Origin of the sequence: Sorangium sp. So ce375 (assembly GCF_051473855.1) — a bacterium.
Classification (GTDB): domain Bacteria; phylum Myxococcota_A; class Polyangia; order Polyangiales; family Polyangiaceae; genus Sorangium.
Genome location: NZ_CP150335.1, coordinates 5,865,661 through 5,878,843, shown reverse-complemented (window position 1 = coordinate 5,878,843; position 13,183 = coordinate 5,865,661). Strand labels below are relative to the sequence as shown.

The window sequence follows — 13,183 nt, the reverse complement described above, 5'->3', positions numbered from 1 at the left end:
TCGCCGGAGCGCAGCGCCACGGTCGATCCCGGAGCGAGCAGAGCGGGCTCCGTGCCAAGCGATCCGGCACCGTGCGGTGCACGATCGGCGAGGGGGCGCGCTCAGGGGTCGAGCGGGCGGGCTGCGTCCAGCACGTGGACGCCAGGGGCGCCGAGCGACATCGGCACGCGCTCGAGGCCGGCCTCACGCGCCGCGGCGAGCCATGCCGTCGAGGGCGGCGCGCCGCCGATGAAGAGGGAGACATCGCCTCCGCCGGCGCCGCTCGGCGCGATCGTCGCGCCCTCGGCGGCCGCGGCGGGGCGGAGGCGCCTGAGCGCGGGGGTGACGATCGGCGCGCCCGCCCGATCGCCGAGCTCGGCGAGCGCGTCGACCTGGCGATCCAGCGCGGCCACGAGCGCGCGGGCGTCCGCGGCCACGACCGCGGCGCGCGCGCCCTCGGCGGCCGCGCTCAGCAGCGCGCGGTGCGCCTCCGGCTCGCGGGCGGCGAGCGCGCGCACGCGCTCGAGCATGGCGCTCGTGCGCGCCGAGGCGTCGCTGGCGAAGACCTCGATCACGAGCCCGCCCGGCAAGGCGTGCGGCGCCACGGAGAGCTCACCGCCTGGCGCGAGCCGGCAGCAGAGCACGCCGCCGTAGACGCTCGCCGCGACGTCCACGCCGCTGCCTCCGCCCTGCGCCCGGCGGTGCGCCGCGAGCGCGTCGAGGAAGAGCGCGCGGGCGTCCCACGCGGGCGCGCGCTGGCCGGCCGGCGCCGCCGAGACCGCCGTGGCGCGCGCGGCGAGCGTCGCGACGAGGATGGCCGCGCTCGAGCCGAGGCCGAGCTTGCGGCTCGCCTCGCGGGGCGGCGCGCCCGGCGAGGCCGAAGGCGGCTCCGGCTCCGCCGAGCGGAGCGCGGACGCGTCGAACCACGCCGCCGCGTCGAGGGCGCCGGCGTCGATCGCCGCCTGGACCTCCTCGGTGACGAGCGCGGCGGGCCGCGCCGGGTCGACGACGACGTACCGATCGACCGCGGCCACGAGCGCGGGCGCGCCCTCGAGCACGGCGTACGCGCCCGAGAGGACCAGCTTGCCGGGCGCCCGGACGATCACACGCCCCCGGGCGAGGACGCGAGGCGGGCGCCGCCGCCGGGGAGGGCCACGATGGTGCGGAGGACGCCAGGGACGGCGAGCAGCGCCGCGCCCACGGCGGCCTGCGCCTCGGGCGTCGTGAAGACCTTCACGTGCGGGCCGGCGTCGATCGTGAAGAACGCCGGCGTGCCCTGGGCGCGGAGCCTCCGCACCGCGGCGATCACCTCGACGGTGGCGCCGGTCCAGTAGAGCAGGCCCGGCGAGGCGGCGATGCTCGAGGCGTGCATGCAGAGGGCGCTCGCCTCGGCCGCGGCGCCGAGCGCCTCGAAGTCGCGGGCGAGGACCGCGGCGCGGACCGCGTCGAAGAGCGACGGCGCGGCGTCCACCCAGGCGGGGAAGTACGGGCTCGTCGACGCGGTGTGCCGCATGCCGTCGCTGGAGCCCACGTCCTTCGGGCCCTCGCGCGTCACCGCGATCACGACCGCGAGCGGCCAGTGGTCCTCGGGGGCGAGCGGCGTCGCCGCGAGCGTCTCGTCCCCGGGGCGGCCGGCGCGGAGCTCGACGAAGCCGCCGAACGCGGAGCGCGCGGCCGAGACCGAGGTCTTCCTCGCGAGATCGCTCACCACGGCGGGCGCGGTGGGCAGGCCCGAGGCGGCGCTGGCGGCGAGCGCGAGCGCGGCGAACGCCGACGCGCTCGAGGCGAGCCCCGCCGCGGTGGGGAAGTCGTTGCGGCTGATCACGCGGGCGCGCTCGCGCCGGCCCGAGGCGGCGCGGACCCGGTCGAGGAGCCCGGCGACCCGGCGCGTCGCCTCCGCGTCCGGCGGCACGGCCGCGCCGCCGAGGTGGAGCTCGTCGCGATCGAGCGACGCGTCGAAGGCGACCTCGGTCGTCGTCGCCATCCCGGCGAGCGTCACCGAGAGGCTCGGGACGGCGGGCAGGTTGTGGCCGTCGGCCCGCTTGCCCCAGTATTTCGCGAGGGCGATGTTCGGATGGGCGATCGCGGTCGCCCGGCTCACGACGTTCATGCTGTTTCCTCTGGCCCCGTCGCCGTCACGGCCGCCTTCACGCGGGTGACGAAGCCGCTGTACCCCGCGTCGCGCCACGCGGCGAGCACGCGGTCCGCCGCGCCGTTCGACGTCGCCGGCGCGCCGCCGTCGCCCGGCGGAGGCGGCGGGAGCAGCGCGATGACCGAGCCGCCGCCGCCGGCGCCGGTGAGCTTGGCGCCGAGCGCGCCGGCCTCGCGCGCGACCTTGCACAGGGCCTCGATCGCCTCGGTCGAGACGAACATCCCGGCGAGGAGCATCTGGTTCAGGTCCATCAGGCGGCCGAGCCCGATCGCGTCGCCCGCCTCGATCGCGAGGGCCGCGTTCTCGACGAGCGCGGTGATGCCGGCGATGGAGGTCGCGGCCAGCGTGGGCTTGCGCTCGAAGAGCCTCGCCACGAGATCGACCATGCTGCGCGTCGACGACGACACCCCGGTCGAGCCCACGCAGAGCCAGAGGTCGTCGCGCGGGGCGAGGGAGGTCGCGCCGTGCGCCCGGGTGAACCGGAAGCAGCCGCCGCGGGCCGCCGCCGTCGTGTCGATGCCCGACGGGTTGCCGTGGAACACGCGCTCCCAGGCGGCCGCGGCGTCGGCCGTCGCGGCGGTTTCGGCCGCGGTCCGCGCGGCGGCCGCGCTGGGTGCCCGCGCGAGCGCGGCGACCGACCGGGCGATCGCGACCCCGAGCGCCGCCGAGCTGCCCAGGCCGCCGCCGGGCGGCAGATCGCTCTCGGCCTCGACGCGCACCGGCCCGACGTCGGGCATCGCCGCGAGGAGCGCCGCGAACGCCCGCGCGACGTCCTCCTTGGCCGGCGCCGCGCAGTGCTCGCGGCCGCCCAGCCGGAGCGCGCTCGCGCCGGAGGAGCGGGCCGCCCGCGCGCGGGCGCCGCGCTCGATACCGGCGGCGAGCGCGGGCGCCCCGTACACGACCGCGTGCTCGCCGAGCAGGATGACCTTGCCGGACGCCTCGCCGAGCGCCTCGGTCATGCGCCCGTCCACCGGAGCGCGCTCGCCGCCCCGCACAGGAGCTCGCGGGCCGACGCGCTCACCGGCAGCGAGCGCCCCAGGATCTCGGCCTCGCCGCACAGGGCGGAGAGCCGCTCCTCGACCGCGCGCCGCGCGCCGCACGCCTCGAGGGCCCGGGTCGCGGCCGCCACGGCGTCGTCGCTCGCGTCCTTCTGGCCGAGCGCGCGCTCGACGGCGCTCCGGCCCGCGGCGTCGAGGCGCCCCTCCGCCGCCGCGAGCACCGCGGTGCGCTTGCCGGCGCGCAGGTCGTTGCCGACCGGCTTGCCGGTCGCGGCGGCGCTCCCGAAGGTGCCGAGGAGGTCGTCGCGCAGCTGGAAGGCGACGCCCACCGGCGCCGCGAACCGCTCGAGCGCCGCCACGGTCTCGGCCGGCGCGCCCGCGAGCGTCGCGCCGAGCGCGAGCGGGCCGCGCACGGTGTAGCTTCCGGTCTTGAGCGCGTGCATCTGCTCGACGTCCTCGGCCCGCCCGACCACGTCGAGGTGCTGCCCGATCACGACGTCCTCGTGCATCTTGCAGAACAGCCGGACGGCCGCGAGCGTCGTCGCCGGCGGCGCCTCCGCGCCCGCGAGCGCGCTCAGCGCGAAGCTCCAGGTGAGGTCGCCCGCGAGGATGGCGGACGAGGCCCCGAGGTGCGGATCGCCGAGCGTCTCGGTCAGCGCGACGTGGACGGTGCGGTCTCCACGCCGGACGGTGTCGCCGTCGATCCAGTCGTCCTGGATGAGCAGGTACGTCTGGAGCAGCTCGAGCGCGACGCCCGCGTCGATCGCGGGGTCGAGCGGCGCGTCCGGCGCGACGCCCTGGTAGGCGGCGACGAGCAGCCCCGCGCGGAACCGCTTGCCGCCGCGAAGCGTCAGGCTCCTCGCCTCGGAGACCATGGCCGCGACCTCGCGGCCATAACGCTGCACGGAGGCCGCCTTGTCGCGCCAGCGCTGATCGAGCGCCGCCTCGACGCGGGGGCGGATCGCGGAGAGGAAATCGAGGAACAGGCGCGCGCCGGGATCCGCCGTCCCTTCGAGCGTCCGATCGGCGGCGCCGGGCGCGCTCTCTCCGTCCTTCGTGTGCGCTGTCATGGAATGCGCGGCAGCCTAGGAGCCGGACGCGAGGCGGTCAATCTCGGGCGAGAGACGCGAGCGGCCGCGGAGCGCGGGGAGTCGTGCCGCGGAGCGGCGCGGCCGAGGTGGCTTGGGTCGTGCAATGCGCGGTGGCGAGGTGGCGAGGTGCTCGCGCCGCGGGTCGTAGCGTCGCGCGGCGGCTCCCTGCGCGATCGCTCCTCCGGAGTTGCGCGCCGAGCCTCGCCGCAACCGCAGGGAAAGGGGGACTTTGATGAAGAGATCACCAGATGGGGTGTTGGGCGTCGTTCTCCTCGTGACCCTTGGCGTCGCCGGGTGCAGCGGCCGCGGCGCCCGCGAGGATCTTCCGGAGAGCGCCGATCGCGGCGTGCCTCGCGCGGCGTCGCCCGCCAGGGAAACGCCTGCCAGCGGGGCGCCTGCCAGCGGGACGCGCTCGCTGCCCGCATACCGCGTGATCGGCGGCGGCGCCGACGTCGCGCGGGCGTCGGCGCTCGCCGCCGCGCTCGGGCTCGAGGAGGATCGCGCGCGGGGGGGCGCCGCCCTGCTCCTGACGGCCGATGGCGCGATTCGCTACCTCGATCGAGCGCGATTCCAGCGCGTTCCCACGAGGAAGGCCGATGCCCCCGCGCCGGGGTTCCGCGACGAGCGCGGCTTCGCCACCTCGGCGGGCGATGACGCCCTGGATTTCGACGCGCTCGCGGCGCTGCGCCTCCTTCCGGAGCCGGACGCGGCGGCGCGGGCGTGGGCCGCGCTGGACGCCGCGGGCCTGTCCATGGGGAGCGACATCGGCGTCGGCCACTCGCTGCTCGAGGCGATCGACGCGGAGGGGCGTTATGTGGCGAGGACCGAGCTCGACACGCAGGTGAGCTTTCGCGACGAGCTCGAGGGGCTCCGGCTGATCGGCCCCGGCGCCAAGGTCCGGGTGACGTTCGACGCCGAGGGCGCCGTGACGCACCTGATCTACGCGCGGCGCGAGATCGAGCGCGGGGAGGACGTCGCGATCGTCCCGGCCTCCGAGGCCCCTGCGCTGTGCGCCGCCGCGCTTGGCGACGGCGCGATGCCCGCGGCCGAGCCGGAGCTCGTCTATTACGCGCCGCCGCTCTCCCGCGAGGTACGGCGGATCCTGCCCCATTACGTGTGCAGCGCACGGCGGTCCGTCGCCGGGGAGATCGTGGACGTCCGCAAGAGGATCGTGCCGGCCGTCATAGACGCTCCACGGGCCGAGATCTCGGTGCGTGTGGACGGCGCGACCGCGCTCGCGCAGGCGAGCGTCACCGGAGGCACTGCGCCATACACGTACAGGTGGGTATCGTCGGCGCGCTCGCTCGACGCGCTCGAGTCGGCCGGCGAAGGGGGCGAGGGCGGCCCGAGCGTGAAGGTGTCTGGCGTCTCCGGCCTTCGCGGGGAGACGGACACGCTCTCGCTCTATGTCACGGACGCTGACGGTCTTGTCGCGACGGCGGCGCGGCCGCTCTCGCTGGGCCGCGCGGCGGCGGGGCTCGACGCGGCGCGCCCGCCGCTCCCGCCGCCGGTCGACGACGGCCGCGCGGCGGTCGGGGCCGAGTGGGTCGGGCTCTGCGGCGGCCTGGACCACTCGGCGGCGAACGTCGATGGGCTGCTAAGGAGCTTCCGGGAGGGGGGGATCGAGCCCCGCTTCAACTGGGGCGATCAGCGCGCGTGGGAGGTCGATTTCAAGGATCCGTCGCTGGGCGGCCAGGACGCGTCGTTCGCGGACTCGGTCGATCTCACGTTCTACACGGGGCACGCGACCGGCATGGGGTTCACGTTCTGCAGCGCGATGAACGACCGGCTCCTCCACTTCAGCGAGGCCCACTGGGGCAACTCCAACCTGGAGTGGCTGGTGGTGGCCGCGTGCGGCCCGCTCCAGGACGACGGGGGCGCGTGGCGCTACCGGTGGTCGGGCGCGTTCGACGGGCTGCACCTCTTGCTCGGCTATGCGACGGAGTCGTTCGACGACACGACCGAGGGGTCCCTGTTCGCGCGCACGCTGCTCGACGACGCGAGCCCGACGCCGGTGCGGCAGGCCTGGGTGACGACGGCGATAGAGGTCCAGCCGGACGACGAGGTGATCTACGCGGTGATGGGGGCGTATGGTCCGGGGTGGACGGTGCCCAACTACGATGACCATTTCTGGGGCAAGGGGCCTGTCGGGCCGGATCTGACGGGCGCGGCGAGGATCGGGTTCTGGCGGATCTCCGGGCCGACGTAGCCTCAATACCCCAGCCACTTCGCGTCGAGCTCGATCGAGCAGTGATCGACGAACCGAAACCCGACGCCGCCCCCGTCCACGCTCGCGCTGATCGCGTACACCGACTCGTTCGCCTGCGGCCGATGGTCTGTCGCGCTGAACGAGATCGGCCCCGCCGTCATCCCGTCGAGCACCACGTTCTGGAAGCCCTCGAGGGCGGCCTTCAGGTCCTCTCCGGTCGGGTGCGTGTGGCCGGCGTCAATGGCCCGCTCGACGGCCTCGCGCCACATGAGCGCCGCGGCGTGGCCCTGCACGTACGTCTGGTCCCGGTACAGGTCGAGCGGGTGGCCGTCCTTCTCCCGATACGCCCTGTGGATCCGCAGCATCTCCGCCATTCCGCTCGAGTGCTGGGTGTCGCCGTAGACGGGCACGGGGAACAGCCCATAAAAGATCCCCGCGCAGTCGGCCCCGCAGAGCGACAAAGTCCTCGCGCCGATGCCCCAGTTGTTCGCCATCACGCGCAGCTGCCAGCGGTTCTTCTCCGGCCCCGGGAACGCCTGCTGGATGAGCTTCTGCGCCGCGGCCGCGCCCTTCCCGACGAAGGACGAGGCGACGACGCTGTTGCCAGCCCAGAACCAGCTCGCCGGGACATACGACGGATCCGCGCGCTTCTTCTCGATCTCTCTCTTTACATAGCCGATCACGGCGTCGACGATGCGCCCCTCGTCCTCGAGGGACGACGTCTGCGGGACGATGAGGTCCTCGCCGAGCAGCATCCCGGGCAGCTCCTCGACGTACGACTTGCCCGCCGCGAGCGGATCGACGCAGTAAAGACACTTGTCGATGGTGTCGTGCACCATCGCGATGCGCCCGGGCGCGATCTTCCAGGCGGCCTTGACGCCGATGCGGATGGCGGTCGAGTAGTCCGTGGCCGGGAAGAAGATGTAGGGATATCCAGGGCTCGTCTTGTGCTCGGTCGCGGTGACGCTCTGGCCGAGGGCGTTGAACTCGGCATGGGACACGTCGGCCGAGATCGGCACCGGCGTGGCGAGCGAGCCGGCGTACGAGCCGGGAATGATGAGCTTCTTCTCCTCCGTGAGCCTCGGGGCCACACGGGTTGTCGGCCCGGTGCCGAACACGAACAGCGTGGAGACCTCGCTCCATCCGGGCTCGCTCCGCCACGCATCGATGACCTCCTCCGTCTTGGCCGGGTCATACTGCGCGTCTCTCCTGTCGACGTCGATGAGACAGCCCCTGAGCCCTCCTTCGCTGTCGTTGAGGTGACGCAGGTAGTCGTAGATCCCGTAGCTGTACGGCGGCGAGATGTCGGTGGCCGTCCCGGTGTCGTCCGTCGTGATCCGGACGCGGAGCACCCCGGTGCAGCGAGCGCCCGCGCCGGCGGCCGGATCGGTGACCATGGCCGCCATCGAGCCGGCGGAGGGCGCCTGCCCGCCGGGGCGGCGCGTGGAGAACGCCGCCGCCGCGACCAGCGCGGCCGCGCCGAGCGCCCCGATCAAGTAGCTGCGCTGCTGAGGCCTGGCGGTGGTGCGGAGGCTCGACTTCAGGCTCGTCGAGTCCGAGGCGGAGCGCCCGGGGCCCGGCGTGCCCGAGGTCCTCTGCCCGAGGTCCTCGTCGGGGGCGATCACGGGCTGGATGCGCCTTCCCTCGGCGCCCTCGAACAGGCTCGTGCGAGAGAGGCGGGGCGGCTCGACCGGCGCGCTCGGGCGGTCCGCGCCCTGATCGATGTACGCCTTCACCTGGCGCTGCATGCTGGCCCGGCGCTCCGCGAACACGCCCAGCATGCTCGCGCCGATCTCGTCGGACCCGACGTCCTCGTCCGCCGCGCGCAGGTAGTCCTCGAGCGCCGCCCGCATCTCCTGCGCGGTCGCGAACCGCTTCGCCGGATCACGATCGAGCGCCTGCGCCACGATGGCGTCGAGGGCCGGCGGGATGTCCGGCCGGAGGAGCGAGGGCCGCGGGATCTCGTCCACCGCCGCCAGCTTCCAGAGCGCGCTCACGGCGTCGCCCCCGAAGAGCCGCTCCCGGGTGAGGAGCTCCCAGAGCACGATCCCGGCGACGAAGATGTCGGCCCGCCGATCGATCGACCCGGCGCCGGTGGCCTGCTCGGGCGCCATGTACGAGGTCTTGCCCTTCAGCTTCCCGGTCTCGGTGAGGTTCGTGTTGATGGACGCCTTGGCGATGCCGAAATCGAGCAGCTTCACCGCGCCGTCGTACGTGACGAAGATGTTGTGCGGGGAGACGTCGCGGTGGACGATGCCGAGCGGCGCGCCGTCGTAGTCGCGGAGCTCGTGCGCGTAGTGGAGGCCGCTCAAGAGGTCGGCGACGATCCTGACCCAGACGCCGCGCGTGAAGCCCCGCGTGCCCGGCGCTCCGTCGACCACCGCCCTCATGATCGCGCTGAGCGGCTGGCCCTCCAGGTACTCCATCACGGTGAAGTAGCCGGCGTCGTCGTGATCGACCTCGTAGGTCTGGACGATGTTGGGGTGGTTGAGGCGGGCGGACAGCTTCGCCTCGTCCAGGAACATGGCGACGAACTTCTCGCCGTCTCCGCCCACTCCGCGATGGTGCTTGACAACGACGAGCTTGTTGAACGACCCCGGCCCCCGCGCGACCGCCAGGAACACGTCCCCCATCCCGCCCCGGCCGAGCTTCGCGATCAGCCGGTATTTACCCATGATCGCCGTCTGAGTCGGCTCCGCGTCCGAGGTGTCTTGACCCGTGCCCACCATGTTACCGGCCGTCCTCAGGGGCGCGCGCTCCTCCGAGTGGATTGGGTAGTTGAGCAAAGCCGGTTATCGTTGTCAACGACCCGGCCCGTTTCTGTCGGCGCGAGGACCGCGCTTGGTTACGCCAAGCGGCGAGCCGGCGAGGCCGCGAGACGGCGAGGCGACCGAGCGAAAGACCCATGCAAGAAAGGCGCATTTACCGTCGAGACGAGCTTCCCGACGCCTTCCGGTGGCAGGCCGTGTCGTTCATGCGGGTGGCACGGCCATCGGGCCATCGGGCCATCGGGCCATCGGGCCATCCAGATTCAGGATTCACCGGTCGATGATGCTGTTCGTCTCGGAGAAGGGGCGTCGCGCCCGGGCGGCGTTCGCACGGGAACCGATGCACGTGGCGTGGCCGTGGTAGGCACCGGCGCATAACCATCGGGGGCATCGGCCGGCAGCGCGGCTGCTCGTGAGGCCACCGTCTGGACGGATCTGGGGCTGCTCGCGGATCCCGCCCAGGGCCGTGAGCGCGACCCACGGGCAGCCCTCGACGGCCTCCGGCGCCGTGGGAGCGCCGAACCGGATGCGCCTGGCCATCGATCGCTCGCTGCCGAGCGCCGGCACGACGGCCCGGTGCTTGGCCGATCGTCGGGACCCTGGAGGCCCGAGCCGGCGGTGGCCGTCCGGGGGCGCGGCGCACGGTTCGCCTCCCGGGCGCAGCTGCTGCGCGCGACCGGGCTGCAGCGGTCGGGCTCAGGAAGAATCGGTGCAGCCTTGCGACCGCATTTCGGCCAGAATTGCCGGGCAGGGCGGGCAGGGCCTGCGCTTTGCAGAGCGCGTTCGACCCAGAGAGCCAGGAGGGTACGCAAGTGTCCGTAGCAGCCAGCCAGAACAGCCAGAGCTCGTTCCACTCGGAGCCGCCGCCGCCGGTCTCGATCCCCGGCCTGCGGGCGAAGATCACGAACGAGAAGCTCAGGCAATGGATCGCCGAGGTCGTCGCGCTGTGCCAGCCGGACAACGTGCACGTGTGCGACGGCTCCAAGGAGGAGTACGACGCGCTCTGCGAGCAGATGGTCAAGGCGGGCACGCTCATCCGCCTGAACCCGGAGAAGCGCCCGGACAGCTACCTCGCGCGCTCGGACCCGAGCGACGTCGCGCGGGTGGAAGACCGCACGTTCATTTGCAGCCGGCGAAAGCAGGACGCCGGCCCCACGAACAACTGGGCCGAGCCGCAGGAGATGAAGGCGACGCTGCGCCGGCTCTTCGCCGGGTCGATGCGGGGCCGCACGCTCTACGTCATCCCCTTCAGCATGGGCCCGATCGGCTCGCCTTACGCGCACATCGGCGTGGAGCTCAGCGACTCGCCGTACGTCGCCGCGAGCATGCGCATCATGACGCGCATGGGGCGCAAGGTGCTCGAGGCGCTCGGAGACGGCGATTTCGTCCCCTGCCTGCACTCGGTCGGCATGCCCCTCGCCCCGGGACAGGCCGACGTGCCGTGGCCGTGCAACGCGGAGCACAAGTACATCGTCCACTTCCCGGGAGAGCGGCTGATCTGGTCCTACGGGAGCGGCTATGGCGGCAATGCGCTGCTCGGCAAGAAGTGCTTCGCGCTGCGCATCGCCTCGGTCCTCGGCCGGGAGCAGGGGTGGCTCGCGGAGCACATGTTGATCCTCGGGGTCGAGTCGCCCAAGGGCGAGAAGACGTACGTCGCCGCGGCCTTCCCGAGCGCGTGCGGCAAGACGAACTTCGCCATGCTCATCCCGCCGAAGGCGTTCGCGGGCTGGAAGGTCACGACCGTGGGCGACGACATCGCCTGGATGAAGCCCGGTCGGGACGGGCAGCTCTATGCGATCAACCCCGAGGCGGGTTATTTCGGCGTGGCCCCGGGGACGTCGGAGAAGTCGAACGCGAACGCGATGGCGACCATCCGGAAGGGGACGATCTTCACCAACGTGGGGCTCACGCCCGAGGGCGACGTCTGGTGGGAAGGGATGACCGACGAGCCGCCGCCGGAGCTCATCGACTGGCAGGGGAAGCCCTGGACCCCGGACTGCGGCCGCAAGGCGGCGCACCCGAACGCGCGCTTCACGACGCCCGCGTCGCAGTGTCCGTCGATCGATCCGCGCTGGGACGACCCGAACGGGGTGCCCATCAGCGCGATCGTCTTCGGCGGGCGGCGGGCGTCGACGGTGCCGCTCGTGGTCCAGTCGTTCAACTGGAGCTTCGGCGTCTACACGGCCGCGACGATCGGCTCGGAGATGACGGCCGCGGCCGCCGGCAACATCGGGCAGGTGCGCCGCGACCCCATGGCGATGCTGCCCTTCTGCGGCTACCACATGGGCGATTACTTCAACCACTGGCTGCAGATGGGGCGCCAGATCGTCAATCCGCCCCGCATCTTCTCGGTGAACTGGTTCCGCAAGGACGAGCAGGGCAACTTCCTCTGGCCAGGCTTCGGGGAGAACATGCGCGTCCTCAAATGGATCGTCGACCGCGTGCACGGCCGCGGCTTCGCGGAGGAGAGCCCGCTCGGCTGGATGCCGCGCTACGAGGACATCGAGTGGCGGGGCATGGAGCGCTTCTCGAAGGAGCAGTTCTATCAGCTCATGGCGGTCGACCGCGAGGCGTGGAAGGTCGAGTTCGGCTCGCACGGGGAGCTCTTCGAGCGGCTCTACGACCGCCTGCCCAAGGAGATCCTGCTGATGCGCGAGCTGCTCCTGTCCCAGCTCTGGCGCTCGCCGGAGCGGTGGGAGCTGGCGCCCGAGCGCTACCTGGACGAGCACGACGACCACAACGACCTCGACGAGCCCGGCGCGTAGAGGCCTCCCCGGGTGAGGGCGCCCGCGCTGCTGGACGTCTCTCGGATCAACGCAGCTCGGCTGATGTCGAGCTGCCGCAGACCGGGCCGCCGCGCGAGGTGGCGCCGCGCTCCCTGCCGGGCTGAGCGGCGCTGCCAGGCGTCTTCACGCCGGCTCGTCGCGCTCCGGGTCGATGTGCACGAGCACCTGCGCGTCGGGCTCGATGGCGAGGATGGCGTCGCGCACACGGTCGCCGGTCGCGTGCGCGCGGGCGAGGGGGAGGTCGCCCGCGAGCTCGATGTGCACCTCGACGAACAGCGTGCGCCCGGCGATCCGCGTGCGCAGCGCGTGGTGGCCAAGGATCTCCCCGCGCGCGCGCATGGCCTCGAGCGCGGCCTCGATGGCGACGACGCGCTCCTCGGGGGCGCTCGTGTCGATGAGGTCGCGCACGCCGAGCCGGAGGAGGGTCCCCGCGGAGGTGAGGACGTAGACGGCGACCGCGACCGAGAGGACGCCGTCGATGCGGGAGAAGCCCGTCGCGTACGTGAGGGCGACGCCGGCGAGGACCGCGAGGTTCGCGGCGATGTCGGTGCGGTAGTGGGCGGCGTCGGCCTGGATGGCGCTCGAACCGGTGCGCGCGGCGACGCGCCCGAGGTAGGCCACGAGCGCCGCGGTGACGAGCGCGGCGGCGGCCATCGCGCCGAGCGTGACGGTGGCGAGGCGGAGCGGCTCGGGCGAGAGCAGCCGTCGTATGCCCTCGATGAGGAGGTAGACGCCCGAGCCGCCGATGAGCAGGCCCTGACCGGCGGTCGCGAGCGTCTCGATCTTCGCGTGGCCGAACGGGTGCGAGCGGTCGGGCGCGGCGTGGGCCATCTGGATGGCGAGGGCGTTCGCCGAGGAGGCGAAGAGGTCCATGAGCGAGTCGACGGCGCTCGCGGTGACGGCCATCGATTGACCGAGCTGGCCGGCGACGAGCTTGCCGAGGGCGAGGCAGCCGGCGGTCAGCGCCGCGATGCGCCCGGCGCGCAGCGCGGCGCGGGCGCGGGCGGCGGGGTCAGGGCGGCGCTCGGCGGCGGGCGCGCCGCCGGGGTCGGGGCGGTCGGCGGCGGGCGCAACGCCGGGGCCGGGGCGGGCGTCGAGGCGGGCGGCGGGGTCGGGGCGGGCGGCGGGGTCGGGGCGGGCGCCGAGGCGGGCGGCGCGGGCGGCAGGACGTGGTCCGCTCATGACCGGGAGGCTACCCCG

At 73.6% G+C, this 13,183-nt stretch carries 8 protein-coding genes; 2 read left to right on the top strand and 6 right to left on the bottom strand.

Annotated elements, in window-relative coordinates:
• Window positions 1-101 precede the first annotated feature (101 nt).
• Genes WME90_RS21670 through WME90_RS21655 form a run of 4 tightly spaced genes read right to left on the bottom strand, consistent with a single transcriptional unit; the run spans window position 102 to window position 4,199 of the window.
• Entirely contained in the window at window positions 102-1,085 is a 984-nt protein-coding gene (locus tag WME90_RS21670; RefSeq protein WP_437283072.1) for a GHMP family kinase ATP-binding protein, read from the bottom strand.
• Window positions 1,082-2,089, bottom strand: coding sequence for a diphosphomevalonate decarboxylase (gene mvaD / locus WME90_RS21665; protein ID WP_437283071.1), 1,008 nt, complete (start codon window positions 2,087-2,089; stop codon window positions 1,082-1,084). Before mvaD ends, WME90_RS21670 begins: the two co-directional genes overlap by 4 nt.
• On the bottom strand, window positions 2,086-3,090 hold the full coding sequence (gene mvk, locus WME90_RS21660) for a mevalonate kinase (protein WP_437283070.1): 1,005 nt from the start codon (window positions 3,088-3,090) through the stop codon (window positions 2,086-2,088). The genes mvaD and mvk overlap by 4 nt, the downstream gene beginning before the upstream one ends.
• Entirely contained in the window at window positions 3,087-4,199 is a 1,113-nt protein-coding gene (locus WME90_RS21655) for a polyprenyl synthetase family protein (protein WP_437283069.1), read from the bottom strand. Before WME90_RS21655 ends, mvk begins: the two co-directional genes overlap by 4 nt.
• Before the next feature lie 253 nt (window positions 4,200-4,452).
• Between WME90_RS21655 and WME90_RS21650 the strand changes: the two genes are divergently transcribed.
• On the top strand, window positions 4,453-6,429 hold the full coding sequence (locus tag WME90_RS21650; protein WP_437283068.1) for a DUF6345 domain-containing protein: 1,977 nt from the start codon (window positions 4,453-4,455) through the stop codon (window positions 6,427-6,429).
• Between the two features lie 2 nt (window positions 6,430-6,431).
• Here WME90_RS21650 and WME90_RS21645 read toward each other — a convergent pair whose 3' ends face one another.
• Window positions 6,432-9,215, bottom strand: a complete 2,784-nt coding sequence (locus WME90_RS21645; RefSeq protein ID WP_437283067.1) for a protein kinase domain-containing protein — start codon at window positions 9,213-9,215, stop codon at window positions 6,432-6,434.
• A gap of 860 nt (window positions 9,216-10,075) precedes the next feature.
• Here WME90_RS21645 and WME90_RS21640 point away from each other — a divergent pair.
• Window positions 10,076-11,962, top strand: coding sequence for a phosphoenolpyruvate carboxykinase (GTP) (locus WME90_RS21640; protein WP_437283635.1), 1,887 nt, complete (start codon window positions 10,076-10,078; stop codon window positions 11,960-11,962).
• 144 nt (window positions 11,963-12,106) lie between these two features.
• Here WME90_RS21640 and WME90_RS21635 read toward each other — a convergent pair whose 3' ends face one another.
• Entirely contained in the window at window positions 12,107-13,165 is a 1,059-nt protein-coding gene (locus WME90_RS21635) for a cation diffusion facilitator family transporter (protein WP_437283066.1), read from the bottom strand.
• Between the last annotated feature and the right edge of the window lie 18 nt (window positions 13,166-13,183).